The sequence below is a fragment of the Rubrivirga aquatilis genome (assembly GCF_046845665.1).
In the GTDB taxonomy this organism is placed as follows: domain Bacteria; phylum Bacteroidota; class Rhodothermia; order Rhodothermales; family Rubricoccaceae; genus Rubrivirga.
The window spans coordinates 1,429,529-1,453,489 of sequence record NZ_CP177355.1; the positions used below are offsets into that span (position 1 = coordinate 1,429,529).

At 73.4% G+C, this 23,961-nt stretch carries 20 protein-coding genes; 14 read left to right on the forward strand and 6 right to left on the reverse strand.

Annotation, left to right across the window (positions count from 1 at the left end; genetic code table 11):
• Window positions 1–205: 205 nt before the first annotated feature.
• Window positions 206–775 carry a cupin domain-containing protein gene (locus tag ACLII4_RS06245; RefSeq protein WP_412070036.1) on the reverse strand — a complete coding sequence of 190 codons (570 nt, stop codon included), beginning with the start codon at window positions 773–775 and terminating at the stop codon, window positions 206–208.
• 218 nt (window positions 776–993) lie between these two features.
• Window positions 994–5,979, reverse strand: coding sequence for a chemotaxis protein CheB (locus ACLII4_RS06250; protein WP_412070037.1), 4,986 nt, complete (start codon window positions 5,977–5,979; stop codon window positions 994–996).
• Window positions 5,980–6,199: 220 nt separating this feature from the next.
• On the opposite strand from ACLII4_RS06250, the gene ACLII4_RS06255 reads away from it, so the two are divergent.
• Window positions 6,200–6,520 (forward strand): hypothetical protein, encoded by a 321-nt coding sequence (locus ACLII4_RS06255; RefSeq protein WP_412070038.1) that lies wholly within the window; start codon window positions 6,200–6,202, stop codon window positions 6,518–6,520.
• Window positions 6,521–6,618: 98 nt separating this feature from the next.
• A complete protein-coding gene (locus tag ACLII4_RS06260) occupies window positions 6,619–6,765 on the forward strand; it encodes a hypothetical protein (RefSeq protein ID WP_412070039.1) in 147 nt (48 codons plus the stop codon).
• A 65-nt stretch (window positions 6,766–6,830) separates the two neighbouring features.
• Here ACLII4_RS06260 and ACLII4_RS06265 read toward each other — a convergent pair whose 3' ends face one another.
• Entirely contained in the window at window positions 6,831–8,063 is a 1,233-nt protein-coding gene (locus ACLII4_RS06265; protein ID WP_412070040.1) for an NAD(P)/FAD-dependent oxidoreductase, read from the reverse strand.
• Window positions 8,064–8,510: 447 nt separating this feature from the next.
• On the opposite strand from ACLII4_RS06265, the gene ACLII4_RS06270 reads away from it, so the two are divergent.
• The 4 genes from ACLII4_RS06270 (at window position 8,511) to ACLII4_RS06285 (ending at window position 11,950) form a co-directional block, all read left to right on the forward strand.
• A complete protein-coding gene (locus ACLII4_RS06270) occupies window positions 8,511–10,226 on the forward strand; it encodes a hypothetical protein (RefSeq protein WP_412070041.1) in 1,716 nt (571 codons plus the stop codon).
• 74 nt (window positions 10,227–10,300) lie between these two features.
• Window positions 10,301–10,999, forward strand: a complete 699-nt coding sequence (locus ACLII4_RS06275) for an SDR family NAD(P)-dependent oxidoreductase (protein ID WP_412070042.1) — start codon at window positions 10,301–10,303, stop codon at window positions 10,997–10,999.
• Between the two features lie 103 nt (window positions 11,000–11,102).
• Window positions 11,103–11,378: a GNAT family N-acetyltransferase gene (locus ACLII4_RS06280; protein ID WP_412070043.1), complete on the forward strand. Its 276-nt coding sequence runs from the start codon at window positions 11,103–11,105 to the stop codon at window positions 11,376–11,378.
• Window positions 11,375–11,950: an arsinothricin resistance N-acetyltransferase ArsN1 family B gene (locus tag ACLII4_RS06285; protein ID WP_412070044.1), complete on the forward strand. Its 576-nt coding sequence runs from the start codon at window positions 11,375–11,377 to the stop codon at window positions 11,948–11,950. Before ACLII4_RS06280 ends, ACLII4_RS06285 begins: the two co-directional genes overlap by 4 nt.
• 45 nt (window positions 11,951–11,995) lie before the next feature.
• Here the strand turns inward: ACLII4_RS06285 and ACLII4_RS06290 are convergent, their stop codons facing one another.
• Complete coding sequence (locus ACLII4_RS06290; protein ID WP_412070045.1) at window positions 11,996–12,319, reverse strand: hypothetical protein; 324 nt, start codon at window positions 12,317–12,319, stop codon at window positions 11,996–11,998.
• A 166-nt stretch (window positions 12,320–12,485) separates the two neighbouring features.
• On the opposite strand from ACLII4_RS06290, the gene ACLII4_RS06295 reads away from it, so the two are divergent.
• The 3 genes from ACLII4_RS06295 to ACLII4_RS06305 all read left to right on the forward strand — a co-directional run bounded on the left by ACLII4_RS06295 (window position 12,486) and on the right by ACLII4_RS06305 (window position 15,167).
• On the forward strand, window positions 12,486–13,415 hold the full coding sequence (locus ACLII4_RS06295; RefSeq protein WP_412070046.1) for a serine hydrolase: 930 nt from the start codon (window positions 12,486–12,488) through the stop codon (window positions 13,413–13,415).
• 114 nt (window positions 13,416–13,529) lie between these two features.
• Complete coding sequence (locus ACLII4_RS06300; protein WP_412070047.1) at window positions 13,530–13,742, forward strand: hypothetical protein; 213 nt, start codon at window positions 13,530–13,532, stop codon at window positions 13,740–13,742.
• A 36-nt stretch (window positions 13,743–13,778) separates the two neighbouring features.
• Entirely contained in the window at window positions 13,779–15,167 is a 1,389-nt protein-coding gene (locus tag ACLII4_RS06305; RefSeq protein ID WP_412070048.1) for an AAA family ATPase, read from the forward strand.
• Here ACLII4_RS06305 and ACLII4_RS06310 read toward each other — a convergent pair.
• Window positions 15,131–16,912: a sensor histidine kinase gene (locus ACLII4_RS06310; RefSeq protein WP_412070049.1), complete on the reverse strand. Its 1,782-nt coding sequence runs from the start codon at window positions 16,910–16,912 to the stop codon at window positions 15,131–15,133. The genes ACLII4_RS06305 and ACLII4_RS06310 overlap by 37 nt on opposite strands.
• Before the next feature lie 311 nt (window positions 16,913–17,223).
• Between ACLII4_RS06310 and ACLII4_RS06315 the strand changes: the two genes are divergently transcribed.
• From ACLII4_RS06315 to ACLII4_RS06325, 3 genes are all read left to right on the forward strand, one after another.
• Window positions 17,224–17,664, forward strand: a complete 441-nt coding sequence (locus ACLII4_RS06315; RefSeq protein WP_412070050.1) for a hypothetical protein — start codon at window positions 17,224–17,226, stop codon at window positions 17,662–17,664.
• A 64-nt stretch (window positions 17,665–17,728) separates the two neighbouring features.
• Entirely contained in the window at window positions 17,729–18,856 is a 1,128-nt protein-coding gene (locus ACLII4_RS06320) for a helix-turn-helix transcriptional regulator (RefSeq protein WP_412070051.1), read from the forward strand.
• A 133-nt stretch (window positions 18,857–18,989) separates the two neighbouring features.
• Window positions 18,990–21,314, forward strand: coding sequence for a carboxypeptidase regulatory-like domain-containing protein (locus tag ACLII4_RS06325; RefSeq protein WP_412070052.1), 2,325 nt, complete (start codon window positions 18,990–18,992; stop codon window positions 21,312–21,314).
• Window positions 21,315–21,365: 51 nt separating this feature from the next.
• Here ACLII4_RS06325 and ACLII4_RS06330 read toward each other — a convergent pair whose 3' ends face one another.
• Window positions 21,366–22,541, reverse strand: coding sequence for a zinc-dependent alcohol dehydrogenase (locus ACLII4_RS06330; protein ID WP_412070053.1), 1,176 nt, complete (start codon window positions 22,539–22,541; stop codon window positions 21,366–21,368).
• A 196-nt stretch (window positions 22,542–22,737) separates the two neighbouring features.
• Here ACLII4_RS06330 and ACLII4_RS06335 point away from each other — a divergent pair, with 196 nt between their 5' ends.
• The gene (locus ACLII4_RS06335; protein WP_412070054.1) at window positions 22,738–23,661 is read left to right on the forward strand and encodes an MBL fold metallo-hydrolase; all 924 of its coding nucleotides are present in this window, start codon (window positions 22,738–22,740) and stop codon (window positions 23,659–23,661) included.
• A 76-nt stretch (window positions 23,662–23,737) separates the two neighbouring features.
• Entirely contained in the window at window positions 23,738–23,959 is a 222-nt protein-coding gene (locus ACLII4_RS06340) for a hypothetical protein (RefSeq protein ID WP_412070055.1), read from the forward strand.
• Window positions 23,960–23,961: the final 2 nt, after the last annotated feature.

The following is a 23,961-nucleotide window of genomic DNA, read 5'->3' on the forward strand; positions in this document are numbered from 1 at the left end:
CGGCGACTCGCCGGACTCCACCTCGAGGACCACGTCGGCCTCGCGGCTGCTTCGGCTTCGATGTGCCACCTCCGGGGCCCGTAGCGCCTCGTCGGGGCTGTCGGCCACGAGGACACACCGGGCCCGCCGCCAGCCCGGCGAGGGCAAGCGGCCACCGTCGCTTCTGCCCCGACCCCCGGCAGACAGCGCCGACGCCGTCGGTGGGTCAGCCCAGGTCCAGGGGCGGCCCCAGCAGCGTCATCCCGTGGGCCGCGAAGAGCGGGCCCATGGTCGCCGGCGTCGGCGCGGGCCCGAGGGACGCGAGCCCCTCGAAAAACCTCTCCATCCGGCCGGCGGGCTGGAACGCGAGCAGCATCCGCCCGACGCCGTCGCCGACGTGCGCCCAAACGTGCGGTACGCCCCGGGGGGCGAACACCGAGTCGCCCGGGCCGAGGTCGAACACCGCCTCGCCGACGTGGAGGCGGTACGCCCCCTCGAGCACGTAGAACAGCTCGTCCTGATCGTGATGGACGTGCCGAGGGGGCCCGCCCTGGTGGGCGTCGGCGTGCTCGATCACGTACAGGTCGCCGCCGCTGTCAGACGGTGCCACCTTGGTGTCGAGGCGGAGGCCACCGAAGACGACACGGGGGCGGCCCGTCCGGTCCTGCCCGGCACGGACGTGAGCGGTGAGCCGCGGCGCGCTCCTCACACGGGAGGCGTCGGGGAGGGGGGCGCAGGCGGCGAGCGTGCCGGCCAGCGCGGTGCCGAGGAAGGCCCGGCGTTCGATGATCCGCATGACAGATCTCCTCAAAGGACGGGGGTGGCCCCATGTGTCGGGCGTCCCCGGCTCCGGGCCGCCTTGGGCGGAAACGGGCCGGGCGGAAGGTGTCGGCGCGCAAGCGGCCCGCGTTCGCGAGCGGGTCCGGGCGGTGAAGGTAGGCGGCCGGGCCTCGCGCCCGACGGGGACCGGCGAATTGTTGCGGCGGCCCGCACGTCCGGCGCTCGAGGGGGCGCCTACCCGTCGAGCGCGGCCGCCGGGGCCGTCAGCGTGACGCGCGTCCCGGCGCCGGGCGTTGACGCCACCTCGATCCGCCCGCCCGCCAGCGAGAGGCGCCGCCGGATGCTCTCGAGCCCGAGCCCCCGCCGCATCCGGTCGGCGTCGGACGGGTCGAACCCGGCGCCCTCGTCGATCACCTCCACCCGGACCTCCCCGTCGGCCTCCGACAGCCGGATCGTGGCGTGGTCGACCGCGGCGTGCTTGGCGACGTTGAACAGGAGCTCGCGGAGCGACCGCAGCAGGAGCACCCGGAGGTCGGGGGCGATGGCGAGGTCGTCGGGGCCCTCGACCGCGACGGTCAGCCCGTGCGCCTCCTCGACCCGGTGCGCGAGCCAGGCCAGCGACGACGTGAACCCCTCGTCGCTCGCGACGGGGGGGCTGAACTCGGCGGACAACGTCCGCGCCGAGTGGATGGCCTGGGCGAGCATGGCCCGCACCTGGCCCAGGAACTCGGTGGCCGGCCCCTCGGCATCGCCGATCTCGTCGGCGAGCAGCTTGGCCTGGACCTGGACCCCGAACAGCGTTTGCTGGAGGTCGTCGTGGAGGAGGTCGGCGATCCGCTCGCGCTCCGTCTCTTCGGCCCGGCTCAGCTCGACGGCCAGCCCCCGGACCTGCTCGGTCCGGGCCTCGACGCGGGCCTCCAGGTCCGTCGTCAGCGCGCGGAGCTCGTCCTGCGCCAGCCGGAGGGCGGTGATGTCCTGGGCCCCGACGGTGACGGCGACGATCTCGCCTTCGTCGACGACGGGGTAGACGTAGAGCAGCCAGTGGCGGAGCTCGTCCGGCCGGCTGGGCGCGGCGGCCTCGACGGGCACCCCGAGCTGGGGCTCGCCCGTCGCGACGACCGACGCGATGAGCGGGTCGGTGAGCGGGGCGAGGGCCGGGAACAGGTCGGCCGCGCGCTGGCCGAGCAGGGCCTCCGCCGGACGGCCGGTGAACGCGATCGCCTCGTCGTTGACGCGGAGGTAGCGGCCGTCGAGGTCGAGGACCGAGACGACGAGCGGGGTCGACCGGAAGTAGGCCTCGATCTCGCTGAGCCGCTGGCGGGCCGCCTCGCGCGCCTCGTGGAGTGGCGTCGTGTCGTAGACGATGCCCGACAACGTGCCCTGCGCGCCCTGGTCGGGGAGGAAGCGGCCCCGGACCTCGATCCACCGGACGACGTCGTCGTCGCCCCGGAGCCGGACGTTGAACACGTAGGCCGGGCCGTCGTGGCCGCCGCCCATCGCCGCCTGGAGCTGGGCCGTGATCTCGGCGATGTCGTCGGGGTGGACCCTCCCCATCGCGTCCTCGAACGCGAGCGGGAGCGAGAGCCGGGTGACCTCCAGCGTGCGGTCGTCGAGCCGGTAGTCCTGGGTGGCCACGTCCATCGACCACACCCCCACCTCAACGCTGCTCAGCACGAAGTCGAGCTCGGCCAGCGCCGTGATGCGCGCGGTCTCGGCCCGCTTGCGGTCGGTGATGTCGCGGACGACGATGCTCACCCCGTGGACCCTGCCGTCGTCGCTCACATCGGGGACGTAGCTGCTCAGCCAGTCTCGGACGTCGTCCGGGTCGCGAAGCGTGGCGCCCTGAAATTCCACGTCCTCGACGGCCTCGCCCGTCTCCAGAACGCGGAGCAACAGCGGCTCCACGACATCGGCCAGGAGCGGGAACAGCTCCGGGCCCCGCCGGCCGATGTGCGCTTCGACCGGGAGCCCGTTGATCTCGGCCAGCCGCTGGTTGATCCGGCGGTAGCGGAGCTCGTGGTCGAGGTAGGCGAGGCCGACCGGGGCCGTCGCGTAGATGGCCTCGATCTCGGTGAGCTGCTCGTCGATCGTTCGTTCGTCGGCCGCGCGGCGGAGCGCGTCGGCGAGCACGTTCGCCAGCGACTGGATGGCCTGAGCGTCGTCCTCGGTAAACGAGCGGGCGTTCCGGCTGTGGACGCCGAGCACGCCCCACGCGCCGTCGGCCCCGTGGATCGGGACGCTCACCCCGCTCTGGACGCCGTGGTCGTGGAGGAGCGGCGGTCCGGTAAAGCGGGTCTCCTCCGCGAGGTCGGGCACGACGACCGGCGCCACGGCCAAGAGCGTGAATCCGGCCTGCGACCCCACGGCGTCCGGGACGGTCCCGACCCCGAGGAGCCCCTCGGTCCAGCCGACGCCCGCCTTCAGGATCAGGTCCCCGTGCTCGGGCCGGTGGCGCAAGACCTTGGCGAAGTCGGCACCCAGGATGTCGATGGCACTCTCGCAGGCGAGGTCGAAGAGGGCATTCAGCGGCATCCCTTCGAGCGCGGCCACGCCGAGCGCGGCAACGGCCGCCTGCTGGCGGGCCCGGCGGTGTCCCTCGCCGAGGGCGGTCTTGAGCTCGGTCACGTCGACGAACGTCAGGACGACGCCGTCGATGTGGTCGTCGGTGGTGCGGTAAGGGAGGACGCGGGCGCGGTAGTGGCGGCCGTCGGCGGTGTCGACTTCGAAGTCCTCGGGGACGAGCGAGCCGAGCACGCGGCGGGCGACGTCGCCGACGTCGCCGTGGCGCAGGCGGTGCGCGAGGTGGTCGAACGGGCGGCCGAGGTCGGTCGGGATGACGTGGAAGACGTCGGCCGCGCGCGGCGTGAACCGCTTGAGCCGGAGCTCGCGGTCGAGGAACAGCGTGGCGATCTCGGTCGACGCCATCAGGTTCTGGAGGTCGGCGTTCGACCGGACCAGCTCGTCGACCTTGTTCTTGAGCTCCTGGTTGACCGTCTGGAGTTCTTCGTTGGTCGACTGCAGCTCCTCCTTCGAGGTCTCGAGCTCCTCCGTTGTCGACTGGAGCTCTTCGTTGATCGACTGGAGCTCCTCGTTCGACGCCTTGAGCTCCTCGGTCGAGACCTCGGCCTCCTCGAGGGTCTGCTGGAGGTGCATGCGGGTCTGGCGGAGCTCGTGCTCCAGATGAGCGATGGCCCGGCTGTCGGGGGGGGACTCGCCGTCCCCGTCGCCGGCCTCCGCGATGGCGGCGCCGAGGGAGGCGACGGTCACGGGGTCGAGCTCGATGAACACGATCTCGGCCCGGCCGTCTTGGGCGGCCTCCCCGCCGACGGGCCCGACGTGGACCCGGACGACCCGCTCGCGCCCGCCCACGGTGACGCGGTGGAACCGGGTGTCGGTCGACTCGCCGGACGAGAACGCTCGGAACAGGGCGGCGCGGAGGTCGATCCGCAGCACCCGCAGCACCTTGTCGACCACGTTCTGCGAGATGGGGCCCTCGCGGTCGCGGAGGTAGTCGCCGGCGGCCCCGAAGACGTGGGTCACGTCGTAGTGCTCGTCGACCAAGAGCCGGGGCGGGGCGTACTGGTTGATCGTCCAGTCGCGGTACCGCTCGGCGACCCCCCCGATGGGCGGGGCGGTGGTGCCCGAGCGGGGGGGCACGCTGGTGCGGCGCTCGCCCCCGCTCGCGAAGGGGAGGCGGGGCTCCGCCGCTCCGTCGCTACGCTTGTAGATGCGCGCCGCCTTGTCGGTCGAAGCGAACCCCTTCGACAACAGCGCCGGCCCCTCGGCCGCGCCCAGGAACAGCCAGCCCTCTGGGCGGAGCGCGTAGTGGAACGTGGCGAAGACGCGCTCCTGGACCGGCCGGTTGAAGTAGATCAGCACGTTCCGGCAGGCCACCAGGTCGAGCCGCGAGAACGGGGGGTCCGAGAGCAGGTTGTGCCGGGCGAACAGCACCATCTGGCGGATCTCAGGCCTGACGCGGACGGCCTCGCCCTGGACCTCGAAAAACCGCCGGAGCCGCTCGGCCGAGAGGTCGGCCGCGGCGACCTCCGAGTAGACGCCCTCCCGGGCTCGGTCGAGCGCGTCCTCGTCGATGTCGGTCGCGAACACTTGGATCTCGGGCCCGTCGGGGAGCCGGTCCTTGTACTCGCAGAGCAGCATGGCAACGGAATACGCCTCTTCGCCCGTCGCGCACCCAGCCACCCAGACGCGGACCTGATCGTGCCGATCCTTCCCCTCGAACAGCGCCGGGATGACCTCGGCCCGGAGCGTCTCGAACGCCTCGGTGTCGCGGAAGAACTGCGTCACCGAGATGAGGAAGTCCCGCAAGAGCGCCTGGACCTCGCCAGGGTCCGAGCGGAGAGTAGCCGCGTAGCTGGCGAGAGTGGACCGGCCCGTCACCTGGAGGCGCCGCGCGAGCCGGCGCAGGATCGTCGTGCGCTTGTAGTCGGTAAAGTCGTGGGCGGTCCGCTCGCGGATGTGCGCGAAGATGGCCTGGAGCGCCTGGTGGTCGTCCTCGGCGAGCGGGTCGTCGGGGGCGGTCGGCACGGTCAGCCGGTCGGCGGCGTCGCGGATGGCGACGAGCGTTTCGGCCAACTCCGCCGCCGTCCCTTGCACGTCGACCAAGTCGGTCGCGAGGGCACTCCGGGGCATCCCGTCGTACTCGGCGTCGTCGGGCGCCTGGGCCATCGCCAGGCCGCCCCGCTCCTTGACGGCCTTGAGCCCGAGCGACCCGTCGGAGCCGGTCCCCGACAGGACCACGCAGACGGCCCGGTCGCGCATGTCCTGGGCGAGCGTCCGGAAAAAGTGGTCGACGGCCGCCGGGCGGCCCCGGTCGCGACGGGCCTCGACGAGCTGGAGGTGGCCGTCCTCAATCTCGAGGTGGCGGCCGGGGGGGATGACGTAGACACAATTGGGCTCCACGTGCAGGTGGTCGTCCACCTGGGCGACCGTCATCTGGGTCCGCGTCTGGATCAGCTCCGCGAGGGCGCTCTCGTGGTCCGGGGACAAGTGCTGGACGAGCACGAACGCCATCCCGGGCTGGGCAGGGAGCGCGCTGAAGAACGCTTGGAAGGCGCGGAGCCCCCCCGCCGAGGCCCCGATGCCGACGACGGGGAACGTGTCGGCTTCGTGCGGCGCGTTCCCCGCGATCGCGGGGATGTTGGAGCCGGGCGCGACATCGCCGTCGTCGCTGTCACTGTCGTTGGAAGGAGCAGCGGGCATGTGCGCCGGCGAGCGGGTGGAGGCGGGCTCGAAGGTAGAGACGCCTCTCCTCCGGGCTCCTACGTGTTTCCCCGACGCTCGCGTCCGGTTCGCCCGCCTCGGGCCCGAGGCGGGCGAACCGGACGCGGCTTCGTAATTCTTCGCGGGGCGGCCGAGGAACGGACGGGAGGGGGCGGCGTGGGATCGCCACTCTGCTCGCGCCGCACAGGCGTGCCACCGGATGACCGTCCGCCTCGGGCTGCTCGCTGTCCTCGTCGCTTGCGCGGTCGCGCCGGTGGCCGCAGGAGTGCCGGGCGGTGCCGCGCCCGTCGGCGGCGAGCAGGTGATCCGCGCGCCACACCCCGGCTCCGCCGCCCTCGTCCCGCTGTCGGGCCCGGCGCTGGCGGGGGCGACCGAGGAGGCGAGCCCGGCGCAGGGTTCATCAGGCGCGAGCTGGCGCGGCGCGATCCGCCGGCGCCGCGAGAAGCAGTCGGCGGGCGTGTGGGCGCCGACGTGGCGGGCCATCCGTCCGAGCGCGCGCAAGCGGGTGCTGCGGTTGTGAGAACGAGGGCCGCCACCGTGCGGCGGGGCCCCGGCCCCGGTTTTCCCCCGGCCGGACCCTCCGGCCGACCTCTCGTTTTCTCTCCTGACATCACCCCTATGTCTACGTCGTCTCGCCCGCTCGCGGGCCCCTCCGCCTCGATGCCCGAGCCCTCCGGCTCCAGAGAGTTCCTGCCGTTCGTCGGCCTCACGGTGCTGGTCCTCCTCGGCGTCCTGGCCGTCGTCGTGTCGTTTATGCGGATGTAACCGCTGCGGCCCCGCTGGCGCTCGCTGGCGGGGCCGCGTTTTTTTGGGTGTCGGGGCCGGAGGTCTCAGGCGCGCGCCGCGCCGAGGCCCGCGAGGCGGCCGGTCGCCCAGGCCCAGTAGAAGTTGTACCCGCCAATCGGCCCGAAGGCGTCGAGCAACTCGCCCGCGACGTAGAGGCCCGGGTGCGCCCGGCTCTCCAGGGTGTTCGTGTCGACCTCGCCGAGGCGGACGCCGCCGCCGGTGACCTCGGCCTTTTTGTAGCCCTCGTCGCCGGTCCACGGCAGCTCGTAGGCGGTCAGCGCGGCGACCAGCCGGATCCGCTCGTCGCGGCGCAAGTCGGCGCGGGCGCGGTCGGCGGGGACGTCGGCGTCGGCGAGCAGGCGGTCGGCGAGGCGGGCGGGGAGCGCGGCGCGCAGGGCGGTGAGGACGAGGCCGGGGCCGGGGGCGGTGAGCGTGTCGGTCCACGCCTCGGGCGCGGTGTCGTCCCAGCCGACGAGGACGGGCGGGCGGGCGTCGGCGGCGGCGCCGAGCGCGGTGAGGTGCGAGACGTTGAGGACGGCGGGGCCGCTGTAGCCGCGGTGCGTGAACAGGAACCCGCCGGCCGTGGCGAAGGCGCCCTTGCCCTGCGGCACCCGGACCTGGGCGTTCGGCACGGACACGCCCGAGAGGTCGGCGTGCGGGGCGGGCTCGGCGGTGAGCGGCGCGAGCGCCGGGTACACCGGCTCGACGGCCAGCCCGAGCGCCTCCGCCAGCCGGAGCCCGAACCCGTCGCTGCCGGTCTTGGGGACCGACAGCCCGCCGGTCGCCACGATCACGGCGGGCGCCGTGATCTCGGCCCCGTCGCGGAGCCGGGCCGTCCAGCCATCGGCGCTCGGCCTGAGGCGGGCCACGTCGGTGTCGAAGCGCAGGTCCGCGCCCGACGCGCGAGCCGCGTCGACGAGGGCATCGCGGACGTCGGTGGCCCGGTTCGAGGCGGGGAACAGCTTGCCGGTCTCGGGCTCCAGCGCGAGCCGCACGCCCAAGTCGGCCTCGAAGAACGCCCGCTGCTCCGCGAGCGGCCACGACGCCAGGATCCGGCCCATCACGCGCCGCGAGGAGCCAGTCACGAACAGGCGCTCGTCGAGCGCCGACGGCAGCACGTTGCACCGGCCGCCGCCGGAGACCACGATCTTCTTGCCACCGCGGCGGGTCTTCTCCAAGAGGACGGTGCGGGCGCCGGCGCGCGCGGCGAAGATGGCGGCGGTCAGGCCGGCCGCGCCGCCGCCAACGACGAGCACATCGGGTGAGGAATCGGGCATGGGGCGGGAACGAGCGTCCGGCGGCGCCGATCCGCGGGCCGTGCGCGTCCTGCTGGCGCGCGGCCCCTGACCCCCGCCTGCTGGCGCGAGCAGGTCTGCCGCCAATCCGTCGCCCTCCCGTCCGAACGGGGCGGTTCGGTCAGAGCGGTTGCGCGAGCCCCACCCCGCGTCATCCTGAGCGCCAGCGAGCGCAGTCGAAGGATCTCTGGAGCGACGGCGTCGCATGCCGGCGCCGGGAGCTTCGGCCGGAGCGTCTCGTTCGACAGAGCTCCTTCGACTGTGGGCTGCGCCCTCCGCTCAGACGGTAGGGGGGGGGCGTGAGCGGTGTGCGAGCCGGTCGGCGGTCCCGAGTCCCGTCCGCCGACGCGGACCTGGAATGGCACGGCTGACCCGTCGGTGCCCGTTAGACCGGCCCCTATCTTGGCGCCCCCTGCGGCCGTCCCCCCCGTGCCTCCCCCCGAGACTCCCGACCGGCCCGCTCCGGCTCCGCCGGCGCCCGAGCCCACCCCCTCGCTCCGCCGGCACCTCGCCGCCCGCTGGCGCACCGCGCCCGCGCCGGTGCGCTGGGTGCTGGCCCTCGCGGTGCTCGCGTTCAGCGTGTGGCCCATCCTGCCGCGCGTGATCGAGGCGGCCGAGGGGCCGAGCGACGAGGAGGTGCTCGCAGAGGCCGCCCGCGCCCGCGCGCAGTGGGCGCTGATGCGGAGCCTCGACCCGGAGACGCTGACGTTGGAGCCCGCCGCCGACACGCTCGGGCCCGGCGACGCCGAGCGCGCCGACGACCGCTTCGCCGACTACTACGTCCACACAGCCGACAGCATCGCGTTCTCGATCCTGGTCACGTCCGACGACTTCTCGCCCGACCTCGCCGTCGAACTCCCGGGCGGGCAGACGATCGCGGCCTCGAACCTGCTGCGCACCGCGACGCGAGCCGAGATCGAGGGGCTCCAAGGCCCGGGCCGGTTCGGCGTCGTGGTCACCTCCCGTCGGCCCCGGGCGACGGGCCGCTACCAACTGGCCGTCGTCCCCGCCGGGCCTGCCGACTCGGTCTACGTCGACGACGCCGCCCGCCTCGACACGCTCTCGGCGGGGCCGCTGCGGGCCGGGCGCTACGAGCGCGCGTACGGGATCGCGGCCGGGTCCGAGCTGCCCGTGGTCGTCCGCGTGGTGTCGTCGGCGTTCGTGCCGCGCGTGCACCTGCTGGGCCCGAACGGCGAGGTGCGAGGCGCGTGGCGCTCGATGGAGCGGTCCTCCCAGGGCGACAGCCTGCACGGTGTCGTGCTCCGCTACCTCCCCGGCTGGGACGCCGCCTACCGCCTCATCGTCACCTCCGAAACCCCTGGCGCCAGCGGGCCCTTCGCGCTCGACGCCCGCACGGTCCCCATCCGCGACATCCGCGCCGACGCCAGCACCCGGACCGGGACGTTGGGCGACGACAGCTGGGTCGAGAACGGCCGTTACGTCGACACCTACAAGTTCCGCGTCGGCGACGGGCAGATGGCCACCCTCGCCCTCGAGTCGGACGCCTTCCCGCCCGCCTTCCGGCTGTGGACCATCGCCGGCCGTCGCCGCTCCGACGTGGCCGACGACCTCAACGAGCCCGGCGCGAAGGCCGTCGAGTACGAGGCCGAGGTGGGCGCAGGCGAGTACTACCTCGAAGTGACCTCGGGCGGGCCGGACTCGACGCGGGCGCTCGGCGGCGAGTACCGGCTGACGCTGGGCACCGAGCGTGTCGAGCCGCCCCCGCCGTCGCGGGCCGACAGCACCGCGCCGGGCACGAGGGTGTTCTCGACGGAGGTCCGCCGGACAGGCGAGAGCGGCGGGAGCCGGTTCGAGGTCGGCGTCACGAACGTGGCCGTCTCGTACCCCGCCGGCCGCACCCGCGTCCAGCTTTCCGTCACCGTCCGGTCCATCGACTACACCGGCAACTGGGCGCCGTGGGAGAGCTTCGCCCGCAAGGGCTACGTCGTCGACGGCGACGGCCGGCGCTACACCACGTCCGCGGCGGAGAGCCAGAGCCCGTCCGGCCCGGCGGCCGAGCCCGGGACCGCGCGGCGCGGCATCGTCGTGTTTTATCGCGACGAGGTCGTGCGCGGCATCGACCGGCTCGTCTTCGTGGCCTCGCTCGGTGGCGACAACACGGTCACCCTGCCGATCAACTTCTGAAGGCGAGGGGGAAGAGGCGAGGGGAGACCCCGCTTGCGATCTCGCTTGCCCGCCGTCTCTTGCCCTCGACCCCCATGCCTCTCGTTCTCGTCACCGGCGCCAGCCGGGGAATCGGCGCCGCCGTCGCCCGGGCCTTCGCCGCAAAGGGGTGGCGGGTGGCGCTCGTCGCTCGCGACGCGGGTGCGCTCGCCGTCGTCGGGCGCGACTGCCAGCGGGACGGGGGGGACGCGACGGCCTTCGTCTGCGACGTGACCGACGACGCGGCCGTCGAGGCGATGGCCGACGCCGTGCGTGGCTGGGCGGGGACGCCGGACGTGGTCGTCAACAACGCGGGCCTGTTCCGTCCGGGCGGGATCCTGGAGACGACGCCCGAGGCGTTCCGCGAGCAACTCGAGGTCAACACCGTCAGCGCGTTCCTGGTGACGCGCGCGTTCCTGGCCGGGATGCTGGCGCGCGGGTCGGGCCGCGTGCTGATGATGGGGTCGGTCGCCTCGGTGACGGGGTACCCCGGCGGGGCGGCGTACGGGGCCGCCAAGCACGGGCTGCTGGGGCTGGCGCGGGCGTTGCGCGCCGAGGTCCAGGGCACGGGCGTCTCGGTGACGACGCTGCTTCCCGGCGCGACGCGCACCGGCTCGTGGGACGGCACCGACCTCCCCGACGACCGCTTTATCCCACCGGAGGACGTCGCCCGGGTCGCCGTCGAGGTCGCCACACTCAGCGGCCGGACGGTCGTGGAGGAGGTCCTGATCCGCCCGGACGGAGGGGACATTTGAGGGCAGGAGGCGTAGAGGAGCGGACGAGAAGAGGAGGCGAGTGCCAGCGCTCGGACCGATGTCCTCTTCTCCTCCCGTCGTCTTTTCCTCGTCTTCTCTCCCGATGCCCGACGTCCGTCACGACCCCGATTCGCACACCTTTACTGCCGACGTCGAGGGCGGCGCGGCCGAACTGGCCTACGAGATGCGCGGCCAAGCCGTCGCGTTCGTCCACACGTTCGTGCCGGAGCCCGCGAGGGGAGAGAACGTCGGGACGGCGCTGGTCGAGGCTGGGCTGTCGTGGGCGCGAGACAACGGGCGCCCGGTGATCGCGCAGTGCCCGTTCGTGGCGGCGTATATGGACGACCACCCCGGCGAGCAGGACCTGCTGGCGGCGTGACCATCCGGCTCGCCACCGAGGCCGACGCGCCAGGCGTCCGCGCGATCTACGCGCCGTTCGTGCGCGAGACGTGGGTGTCGTTCGAGACGGCCGTGCCCTCCGTCGAGGAGATGGCGCGGCGGATCGCAGCCGGCGGGGGCCGTCACCCCTGGCTGGTCGCCGACGACGGCGCCATCGCGGGCTACGCCTACGCCGGTCCGCACCGGAGCCGCGAGGCGTACCAATGGTCGGCCGAGGTGTCGGTGTACGTCGCCGAGCGGGCCCGCCGCCGAGGCGTGGCGCGAGCGCTCTACGGCACGCTCCTCGATGTCCTCGGTATGCTGGGGATGGCCACGGCCTACGCAGGCGTCGCGCTGCCGAACGCCGCCAGCGTGGCCTTCCACACGTCGATCGGGTTCGAGCCGGTGGGCGTGTACCGGGGCGTCGGCTTCAAGGCCGGCGCGTGGCGCGACGTGGGGTGGTGGGCGCTCCGTCTGGGCGACGGGTCTGCGCCAGCGCCGCCCCGCCCGCTCTCCGCGTTGGGAGAGGCGCTGGCAGGGCGGCTGGCGGCGGCGTCGGACGAGATCCGCTAGCAGGGCTCAGGTACGCGTCACGGCATGCGTGAGCTTTGCGGTGCGTTAGCTGCAGGCGCGCGGGCCGCGGCGCCGGTCGCGGCGGTCCTCGCGACGGTCACGGACGTCCTCGGCGCGGTCGCGGCGGTCCTCACGGCGGTCGGCCACGTCCTCGATCCGGTCGAAGAGCCCGCCGTGGTGCCGGGCGTCGCGGCGGTCCTCACGGCGATCTCGGACGTCCTCGCGGCGGTCGCGGCGGTCTTCGCGGCGGTCGGCCACGTCCTCCAGGCAGTCGAGCACGACGGCACGGGCGACAGGGCGGGCGCGCTGGGCCTGGGCGGGAGCGGCGGTGAGGGCGGCGAGGGCGAGAAGGGGGAGGGTGAGGCGCATGGGTCCAAGGGGGCTCGTGAGACGGTGGGCTCAAGAGACGCGCCGAGCGCCCGGCAGGCATCACGGGGCCGTCCCGGTTCCTCGCCGATTGGTCGCCGAGGTGTCACGATCCGGTCGGGATGAGGAGGGGGAGGCGGGTAGCTTTGGGTGCCCCTCGCCCGCTCCCGTGCGCCTCCTTCTTGCCGCCGTGCTCCTCTCCGGTCTCTCCGCCGCCCGCGCCCAGCCGGCCGCGTTCCCCGAGGACGCCTCCCTGAGCGCCTCCCTCGCCGAGATCGTCGACGCCGCCGGGCTGGCGGGTCGGTTCGACGTGGGCGAGGACGGCGAGCAGCCGGTGTCGCTCGTCGTGGTGGACCTCGTCGGGGCCGCGCCCGTGTGGGGCGGAGCCGAACCGGACGCGTTCCTGTACCCCGCCAGCGTCTACAAGATGTACGTCGCCGCGACCGTGCTGAGCCAGGTGCTCGACGGGCGCTACGACCTCGACGCGCCGCGCGTCGTCGCCGCGCACAACGCCGTCGACACGGCCCGCGAGGTGCGTTCGGACCCCCGCCCGCTGCTCGCCGCCGGCGACACGGTCACGGTCGGGTACCTCCTCGACCTGATGGTCACGCGGAGCGACAACAGCGCGGCCAACGAGATGATCGACCTCGTCACCCGGCCCGCCATCGACTCGCTGATGCACCGCTACGGCTGGCACGGCAGCGAGGTCACCCGCAAGTTCCTGCCACGCGCCGCCGAGGACCCCGGCTACGCCGAGGTACCGAGCACGATGACCTCAGGCCGCCACGCCGCCGAGTTCCTGGCCCTCGCCGCCACCGACCGGCTGGTGCACCCGTGGGTGAGCCGTCGGCTGATGACGTTGCTCGGCGCCCAGCTGGACAATGCCAAGCTTGCCGAGGGCCTCCCACGCACCGCGTTCTTCGCCCACAAGACAGGCTGGTGGAGCTTCTGGACCCACGACGTCGGCGTCGTGCGCGACGGCGGCGCTGTCTACGTGGTGGCGTTGCTGACGCCGGTGCCGGAGGCCGAGGCCCTCCCCCAGATGGCCGAGGTCGGGCGCCGCGTCCACGCCCTCATGACGGGGCGCGCCACGCGGTAGGAGTCCAACCCGTCCTCTCCCCGGGGGGGCTGGGCATCGTGGGCCGGCGGCGATTCCGTCGCGAAACGGTGTCGGGCGACCGGAGTACGTCGGCTCCCTTTCCGAGCGATGTCCATGACCACCCGAACCCTCCGAGGCCCCGACGACACCGAGTGGACGCTGGCGGAGGCCATGGTCGGCACCGACGCCGAGCGCGACGACGCCACGACGGTGCCAGTCGTGGCCACGCCGAGCGGCGGGGAGCAGTCGGTGCGCCTGTCGCTGGCGCCCGGGTGGGCAGAGGCCGCCGCCGCCGACCTGCTGGCGGCGCTCGACGCGGCGCGGTGAGCCCCGAGCGGCGCCTCGCGCCCGCTAGCTTGCGGCATGTCCGACGATCTGTTTGAGGCCGCCGCGGTCGCCCGCCGCCGCCAGTCCGCCCCGCTCGCCGACCGGATGCGTCCGCGTACGCTCGACGAGTACGTCGGGCAGGGCCACGTGCTCGCGCCCGGTTCGCTGCTGCGCCGCGCCGTCGAGGCCGACCGCGTCACGTCGCTGATCCTGTTCGGCCCGCCCGGAACCGGCAAGACCACGCTCGCGCGGATCATCGCCAACACGACGCGAAAGCACTTTGCCAGCCTCAACGCCGTGCTGGCGGGCGTGAAGGACATCCGCGAGCAGGTGGCCGGCGCCCAGGAGCGGCTCCGCTTGCACGGCCAGGGCACCATCCTGTTCGTCGATGAGGTCCACCGCTTCAACAAGGCCCAGCAGGACGCGCTCCTGCCCCACGTCGAGAACGGGACGGTCGTCTTCGTCGGGGCCACGACGGAGAACCCGTACTTCGAGGTCAACAAGGCGCTCGTCTCGCGGAGCCGCGTCTTCGAGCTCCAGACGCTGTCCGAGGACGACCTGCGGGCCGTCGCCGCCCAGGCCGTCGCCGACGCCGAGCGTGGCTACGGCACCCTCGACGTGCGCATCGACGAGGACGCCCTCGCGCACCTCGCCAGCACCGCGAATGGCGACGCGCGGTCGCTGCTCAACGCGCTCGAACTGGCGGTCGAGACGACGGAGGCGGACGCCGAGGGCGTCGTCCGGGTGACCCTCGGTGTGGCCGAAGAGTCGATCCAGCGCCGCGCCGTGCTCTACGACAAGGACGGCGACGCGCATTACGACACGATCTCGGCGTTCATCAAGTCGATGCGCGGCTCGGACCCGGATGCGGCGCTGTACTGGATGGCCCGGATGATCTACGCGGGCGAGGACCCGCGCTTCGTGCTCCGCCGGATGATCATCTTCGCGTGCGAGGACATCGGGCTGGCCGACCCCAACGCGATCCGTCAGGCCGTGGCCTGCCAGCGGGCCTTCGAGGTCGTCGGGATGCCGGAGGGCCGGTTCGTGCTGGGCCAGCTCTGCGTCTACCTCGCGACGGCGCCGAAGTCGAACTCCGGGTTCGCGTTCTTCGCGGCGCTGGAGCACGTCGAGAAGGAGCAGACGACGGACATGCCGAACGCGCTCAAGGACGGCTCGCGCGACAAGAAGGGGCTGGGCCATGGGGTCGGCTACAAGTACCCGCACGCCTACCAGGACCACTACGTGCCCGAGCAGTACCTCCCGGGTGGGATGCAGGGGACGTACTTCTACGAGCCCAGCGATCAGGGCTACGAGGGGCGGCTGGCGGTGCGGATGGAACAGCTCCGCGCGCGCGACGCCGAGGAGTCCATCGAGAAGCGCGTCCAGCGCTACGCCATCACGGACCGCGACGCCGACGACGACTGAGCCGCGTCGTCGGCGCTGAGGGGGAGGGCGAACCAGAACCGGGTGCCGGCCCCGGGCGCGCTCTCCACGCCGCACGTGCCCCCCAGGCGCTCCGTGATCCGTCGGACGATGGAGAGGCCGAGCCCGTGCCCCTCGACGTCGAGCGAGCCGACGCGGGAGAAGGGCATGAACAACTGGGCCTGGGCGTCGGGCGCGAGGCCGGGGCCGTCGTCGTGGACCCAGAACCGGGCCTGCCCGGCCGGGGTGGTCTCGGCGCCGAGCGTCAACGTCGGCCCGCCGTACTTGGCCGCGTTCGACAGGTAGTTGACCCAGATCTCTTCGACCCAGGGCGCGTGCCCGACGGCGACCGGCCAGTGATCCGGGAGGGCCGGGGCGACGGCGGTGCCGATCGGGGTGCGGCGGATGCGATGGAGCGCCTCTTGGGCGACCGCGGCCATCTCGACCGGCCGGGGCTCGACGGTCGCTTGGCGGACGCCAGCCAGCAGCAGCAGCTCGTGGACGATGTCGCCCATCTTGTGCGCCGCTCCGACCAGCCCGTCGGCGATCTCGTGGTGCGCGCCGGCCGGCAGGCCGGGCCCGTCGTCGCGCAAGATCTCGGCGTAGCCGGCCACGCCCTGGATGCCGTTCTTGAGGTCGTGGGCGACCGTGTGGGCGAACGCGTCGAGCTCGTCGTTGCGGGCCTGGAGCTCGGCGTTTGCGTCGTAGAGGTCGGCGTTGGCGCGGTGGAGGGCGGCCCGCTCGCGGCGGCGGTGGGTCACGTCGTGGAGCAGGACGAGCCGGCCGGTCGGCGTGCCGTGTCGGTCGGTGAGGGGCGAGATCCGGAAGTCGACGTAGCGAGCGTCCGGGCCCTCACCCAGCCGGAAGGTGTCGCCGGGGGCCGAGTCGATGGCGTCGGCGAGCGACGGGACCGTCTCCCGGAGCGGGCGCCCGAGGGGGGCGGTGGCCTCGCCGAGCGCGCACCGGAGTGCGGGGTTGGCGTCCACGACGACGCCGTGGGTGTCGAGAACGAGCATCCCTTCGCTGAGGACGTCGACCAGGGCCGCCCGCGCGATGGGCCGGAGGTCGAGGAGGCGGTAGCGGACGAGCCCGAGCGCGAACGCCCCGGACGAAACGGCCATGGCGATGGGCGTGAAGTCCTTCTCAATGGTCCCCACCCCGAGCATGTGGCCCACGTTGACGGCGAGCGGGACCGCGGCGCCGGCCACGATCCACCACGAGAGGGTGCGGTCGCGGGTGCCGCTGGCGTAGGCCCGCACGAGCACCGCGAGCGAGACGATCATCGCCCCCCACATGAACACGGTTTGAGCCCACGCAACGGGCCCCAGCGTGTACCGGACCCCGAGGAACGGGCCGTCGGGGACGACCTCCCAGGTCGCCAAGACGAGCTGGTGGACCTCGTTCGTGAGCGCCATGCCCCCGAAGCCCAGGCTCCAGACGCAGAGGGCCCACACGGATGCGCGGGCGACCGGGCCGACCCGACCGGTGTAGCTGAGCAGGAACGCGAACCAGGCCACGCCCGGCAGCGGGGCCCACACGAACGTCCCCTGGGCGATCCGGAGGGCTGCCTCGGGCGACGGCGCCAGCACGCTCAGCGCGTCGCACGCGAGCCAGCCGGCCGACGCGGCCGAGAACGCGACGAGGCCCCAAGCGCCGGGCGCCTCCCGGCGCCGCCAGGAGACGATCCCGACCACCCCCATCAGGAGCAGCGCGAGCGGTGTGAGCGCGACGAAGACGAGGGACTGCATGACCCGGGCAGAGGGGCCTTCTCCATCGGCCACTCTCTAGATCCGCTTAACGGCCTGTCGTTAAAGGAGTCGGCCACATGCCGGGCGCCCATGACGTGGGGCCGACGACCCGCCACGCCAGGCGTCGGCGTACCCCTCGGCGCGATCGGGTCGGCGCGCTCCAACAGGTGGGCCCTGGCGTTCAGGGGGCGCACCACGGGCTCCTGTTCGGAGATTACGGTGGAAAGGGATCGGGGGGCAGATGGCGGGGTATGCGGGAACCGCTCCGAGCGGAGGCCCCTCTCTCTCTCTCGACCGTTCCCTTCTCCGCCATGCCCTGCCTGTCTCGCGTCGACCCCGTCCTCCGGCTCGGCATGGTCCGCGCGACGGGCGTCGTGACGGGCGCCGACATCGCCTCGGCCAACGAAGCGCTGTACGCCGATCCGCACTGGGGAGAGGGCTTCGACGAGTTCTGGGATTGCGGCCAGATCCAGGAGTTCATCGTGCGGCCGGAGGAGATGGCGACGATCGCAGAGATGGAGATCGACGAGTCGGAGCGGATCGGTCCGGGGCGCGTCGCCCTCGTGATGACCCGGGAGGTCGTCCAACTTATCGGGTACCTGTACCGGCGGCTGGTGGAGGAGGCCGGCCGGCCGGTCGAGGTCGTCGAGTCGCTGGAGGAGGGGGCCCGGTGGCTCGGGCTGCCCGGCGTTCCGGAGTGGCTGGCGGTTCCGGAGGAGGACGGCCCCTCGCACGGCGCTAGCGACCGGTAGCACCCAGCGAGAGGGCGCGCGCCGGTACCTTGGCGCCGCCGCCCGCCCTGCGCCGACCGTCCGCATGGATGCCCCCACGTTCAGCCGTCTGATGGAGGGGCTGTACCTCCTGGGTGCGGCCCATGGCCTGTTCCTGGCCGCCGTGCTGGCGAGCCGCCCGCGGCAGGTCGCCGCGCACCGGCTGCTGGCGGCCTTCGTGCTCGTGTTCTCGGTCGACCTCGCGATGGCCGTGTACCACGCCTCCGGCGCCAGCGCGCGGCACCCCGCGCTCATCGGGCTCGACCTGCCGATCGCGCTCCTCTACGGGCCGCTGCTCTACCTCTACGTCCGCGCGCTGACCTCGCCGCGCCCGGCACTTCGCCGAAGGGATGCGTGGCACCTCGCGCCGTTCCTGGCCCTCGTCGCATTCCTGCTCCCGTTCTACCTCCGGCCCGGCCCCGAGAAGCTGGCGCTGATGCTCGACCCCGACCTGTCGTTCCAGACGCGGGCGATGGCCGTCGCCAACCCGCTCAAGCTGCTCCACGGCGCGGTCTACCTCGCGCTGATCGTCGCTCGCGTGCGGCGGACGGGAGGGGTGGCGTCCCCAGCGACGCGGCGGTGGCTCCGCGGCCTGACGGCGGGCGTGCTGGCGATGCTGCTGGCCTCGGCCTTGTTCTACGTCCTCGGCGGCACCGACGCCGTCGGCCTCGACGACGCCAGCGTCACCGACGACCTCACGCTGCTCACGGTGACCGTCTTCGTCTACGCCCTGGGCTACTTCGGGCTGCGGCAGCCCGAGGCCGCGGGGCCGGAGGCCGCCCCGACGGAGGCGGCGTACGCGCGGTCCGGGATGCGCCCCGAGGAGGCTGCCCGCCACGCCGCGGCCCTCCGGGCGCTCATGGAGACCGAGCACCCGTACCGCCGCGGCGACCTCACGCTCCCCGACCTCGCCGACGCGCTCGGCATCTCGCCGCACAACCTCACCGAGGTCCTGAGCACCCAGCTCGGCCAGACCTTCTACGAGGTCGTCAACGGCTACCGCGTCGCCGACGTCCAGGTGCGGCTGACGGACCCGGCGTTCGCGCACTGGACCGTCCTCGCCATCGGCCTCGACGCCGGGTTCAACGCCAAGTCGTCGTTCAACGCGGCCTTCAAGCGGACCACGGGGATGACGCCCTCGCAGTACCGCCAGCGCCACACCGAGGCGGTCTGAGGAGAGGAGACAAGAGGGCCGAAGAGGTCCAGTCCAGCGGGATTGGACGCCTGGACGCGTCCCGGTGGGCGGGCGTGGACGATCGGGGAGGGCGTCGCGGCCTAGGCTCGGGATCTCTCTCCCCCCGCTCCCGATGCGCTGCCTGGTTGCCGTCTGTGCCCTGCTCCTCCTCGCCCCGGCCGCGCTCGCACAGGCGACCCAGACCGTCCGCGGCACCGTCGCCGACCGCGACACGCGGGCCCCGCTCGTCGGCGCGACGGTGGTCGTCGTCGGGTCCCGGCCGCTGCTCGGCGCGGCGACCGACGCCCAGGGCCGGTTCGTGCTGGCGGGCGTCCCGCTCGGCAAGCACGCCGTCGAGGTCCGGTCGCTCGGCCACGCGCCGCGTGTGCTGGCGGACGTGCTCGTACGCGCGGGGCAGGAGACGGTGCTCGACGTGCCGCTCGCCGAGACGGTCGTGGCGGGCGCCGAGGCCGTCGTCCGGGCCGAGGCGCAGGCGGGGCGGCCGCAGCACGCGATGGCCGCCGTCAGCGGCCGGTCGTTCTCGGTCGAGGAAACGCGGCGCTATGCCGGCGCCGTCGACGACCCGGCGCGGCTGGCGGCGGCGTTCGCGGGCGTGGCCACGTCCGGGAGCGGGGTGCAGGACAACGCGCTGGCGGTCCGCGGGAACGCGCCCAAGGGCGTCCGCTGGCGGCTGGAGGGCGTGCCCATCCCGACGCCGAGCCACTTTGCCGGGCTCTCGGTCGCCGGCGGCGGCGGCGTGACGCTGTTCAGCGGCGAGTTGTTGGCCGACTCCGACGTGTTCACAGGCGCCTTCCCGGCCGAGTACGGCGATGCGCTCGGCGGCGTCTTCGACATGCGGTTCCGGACGGGCCACCCGACACGCCGCGAGCACGCCGTCCGCGCCGGGCTGCTCGGGCTGGAGGTCGCCTCCGAGGGGCCCCTCCGCCTGGGGAGCCCGGCGACGTACCTCGCCAATTACCGCTACTCGACACTCGGCCTGTTGATGCCGCTGCTGCCGACCGAGGGCGGGACGACGTACCAGGACCTCGCCGTCAAGGTGTCGGCCCCGCTCGGCGCCGGGCGCGTCGAGGCGTGGGGGATCGGCGGGCTCGACGGCCAGCAGCTCGTCGAGAACCCGGACTCGGCGTCGTGGACCTCCGACTTCTGGGACCGCACGCGCGCCGACTTGGCGCTCGGCGTCGGCGCCGCCGGGCTGACGCACGCCGTGACGCTGGGGCGCCGGACGTATGTCCGCACGACGGCCGCCGTCACCGGGCAGCGGACCGTCTGGGAGCAGGACCGGCTGGGCGACGACTTGCGGCTCCGGCCCGAGCTCGCGCTCCGCAGCACCGACCTCCGCCTGCACCTCGGCTCGACCGTCGACCACAAGCTGCGCCCCGGCACGCTCGTCCAGGCGGGCGCCAGCGTCCAGCGGCTCGGCTACGCGCTCGACCTCCGCTCGGCGCCGGACCACGCCCCGCCCCTCGTGACCGTCGCCGACGGCGAGGGGAGCGCCCTGCTGGCGCACGCGTTCGCGCAAGCGCGGCAGACCCCGGCGCCCGACCTCGACCTGACGCTGGGCGTGCACGCGACGCACGTCGCGCTGACGGGCGCGTCGGCCGTCGAGCCTCGCCTGGGCGTCACGTGGGCGGCGTCGGACCGGACGACGTGGAGCGCGGGGTACGGGCTCCACAGTCAGCTCGAACCGCTCCCCGTCGTGCTCGCGCGTGTCGACGGCGGCCAGCCGAACCGGGACCTGGGGCTGACGCGCGCGCACCACGTCGTGCTCGGGGCGTCGCGCCAGCTGGGCGACGCGGTCCGGGTGCGCGTGGAGGGCTACGTGCAGCGGCTGTTCCGCGTGCCCGTGATCGCGGGCCGCGCGTTCTCGCTGCTCGACTGGCGGCAGGACTGGGCCTTTGCCGAGCCGCTCGTGGCCGAGGGCGCGGGCGCGAACGTGGGCGTCGAGCTGACCGTCGAGCGGCCGCTGCGGGGCGGGGCGTACGCGCTCGTCACCGGCTCCCTGTTCCGGTCGCGGGCGCGCGGCGGCGACGGCGTCTGGCGGCCGACCCGGTACGACCAGCGCGTCGCCGTCAATGCGCTGGCGGGACGCGACGTGCGGCTAGGTGATCGGCACCGGCTGGGGCTCAACGTGCGGCTCGCCGCGCTCGGCGGCGAGCGCCGGAGCCCCGTCGACGGGGCGGCCTCGGCGGCGGCTGGCGAGGTCGTCTACGACGCGACGCGCCCCTTTTCAGAGCGCGGCCCGTCGGTCTGGGTGCTGGACTTGACGGCGACGTTGCGGGTGGACGGGCAGCGCGTGTCGCAGCTGTGGTCGCTCCAGCTCAAAAACGCCCTCGCCGCTAAGGACGCCGCGCTCGACTACGACCTCCAGCGGCAGGCCGTGGTCGAGGTGACGGAGGGGTACCCGCTCCCGGTGCTGAGCTACCAGGTCGAGTTTTGACGGCCCCGGCGGCGCGTGCTCGCCGAGGCCGTGCGCACGGCCGGCCGGCGATCAGGGCTTGAGGACCACCTTGATGCAGTCGTCCTTCTTGTCGCGGAACATGTCGTACATCGTGGGCGCGTCGTCCAGTGGGGCCGTGTGCGTGATGATGAACGACGGGTCGATGTCGCCGTCCTGGATCTTCTTCATCAGCGGCTCGAGGTAGCGCTGGACGTGCGTCTGGCCCGTCTTGAGCGTGAGCCCCTTGTTCATCAGCGGGCCGAGCTTGACCGAGCCGGCGCCCGCGTAGACGCCGGGCATCGAGATCGTCCCGCCCTTGCGGCACGCCATGATGGCCTGGTTGATCGCGTACGTCCGGTCGCTCTGGGTGTGCGTCGCCTGGGCCGCCTTGTCGACGAGGGTCTTGGCCGCGCTCGCGCCGTGCGCCTCCATCCCGACCGCGTCGATGCAGCGGTCCGGCCCGCGGCCGCCCGTCATGTCGATGAGGACCTTGTGGAGCGGGTCGTCGAGCTCGTCGAAGTTGACCGTCTCAGCCTTCGAATTCTCGGCCGCCATCCGCAGGCGCTCGGGCTCGCGGTCGATGGCGATCACGCGGCCGGCGCCCATCATCCAGGCGCTCTGGATGGCGAACTGGCCGACCGGCCCGCAGCCCCAGACGGCGACCGTGTCGCCGGGCTCGATCTCGGCGTTCTCGGCGGCCATGTAGCCGGTCGGGAAGATGTCGGAGAGGAAGAGGACCTGCTCGTCGGTCATGCCGTCGGGCACCACGATGGGGCCCACATCCGCGTGGGGCACGCGCAGGTACTCGGCCTGGCCACCGGGGATGCCGCCGGTGAGGTGGGAGTAGCCGAACAAGCCCGCCGGGCTGTGGCCCATGGCCTTTTCGGCGTTCTCAGGCTTGGGGTTGGTGGTGTCGCACAGCGAGTACATCGTCTGCTCGCAGAACCAGCACGTCCCGCACGAGATCGTGAATGGCACGACGACGCGGTCGCCCTTCTTGAGGTGCGTGATGCCGGACCCGATCTCCTCGACGATGCCCATCGGCTCGTGGCCGATGATGTCGCCCTCCTGCATCATCGGGACGAAGCCGTCGAAGAGGTGGAGATCGGAGCCGCAGATGGCCGTCGAGGTCACCTTGATGACGATGTCGGTGGGCTCTTGGATCTCAGGGTCGGGGTGGGTGTCGACGCGGACGTCGCCTTGGCCGTGCCAGGTGAGAGCTTTCATCGGAGAGGGGAGAGGGAGGGCCCATGCCACAGGTCGGGTCCGGGGCAGTTCCTCGAAGTGGACGAACAGGGGAGCGCCCGACCCACGCGCCTCGGCCCCGGTGCGGACCACCCCGACAGGCGATCCCGGACGGTCGTCGGCCCCGGAACGCCGACGCTTGTCGCACCGTGTTTCGACCCCGCCTCTCCCCACGCTCATGTCTGTCCGCTTCTCTCGCCGCTCCGCCCTCAAGGGCCTGGGCGCCCTCGGCCTCGGCGCCGCGCTCCCCGTCTCGGCCGCTGCCGCTGCGCCTGTTCGCCGCGACCACCACACGATCTCGGCCGACACCTTCTCGGTCGGCGACGCGGTGGTGACCGTCATCCGCGACACGTCGTTCGCGCTGCCGCTGAGCGCCGTCGGCACGAACGTGGACGCGGCGCGCGTGGTCGCCACGCTGGCGGAGTACGGGCTGCCGACCGACCGCGTCCCGACCGACGTGTCGCAGCTCGTGATCGACCACGGCGGCGTCCGCACGCTCGTCGACACCGGCACGGGGCAGGGCGCGCTGGTCTCGACGATGGAGGCGCTCGGGATGGCGCCCGCGTCGGTCGACCGCGTCGTCGTGTCGCACTTCCACGGCGACCACATCGGCGGCGTCTCGACCGACGGCGCGGCCACGTTCCCGACCGCGAGCGTCCACTTCCCGGCGGCCGAGCTGGCGTTCCTGGAGTCGGCCCCGGCGGGCAACGAGAACGTCGAGAACGCACTCGCGAAGCTGGCGCCCGTCCGCGACCGGCTCCAGACGTATGGCGCGGGCGAGGAGGTGGTGCCCGGGCTCACCGCGGTCGCCGCACACGGGCACACGCCGGGCCACATGGCCTTCGAGCTGGCGTCGGCGGGCGCGCGGCTGCTCATCGTCAGCGACGCGGTCGCCCACCCGGTCGTCTTTTTCCGCCACCCGACGTGGCTGTTCGGGTTCGACATGAACGGGCCCCAGACCGTGGCCACCCGGCGGCGCCTGCTGGCGCGTGCCGCGCGCGAGGGGATTCCGCTGTTCGCCAGCCACATGCCGTTCCCCGGCGTCGGCCGCGTCTCCGTCGACGGCGTCGGCTTCCGGTTCACGCCGGTCCCGATGATGTAGTTGCGCGTCGGATCTGGGGGAAACCATGGTGGACTTGTGGATACATCGGTATCTGTCCGCCTGCCCTGGATCCGCCATGGGCCTGGTAAAAACGTCTGTAATTGATGAGCCTGGCCCCCGCGTCCGGCGCGGGCAGCGTCCGGGCCCGGCGGTGCGGGCGGAGGGGGGACGGACGGCGCAGGCCGGCGCTGCGGCCCCCGCGGCGGGCGGGCCGATGCCGCTCGAGGCCGTCCTGCTGCTGGCCGCGATCGGAGGCGCGGGGGTCGCGGCGGTGGCCCTCCTGTTCGCGGCCATGTAGGC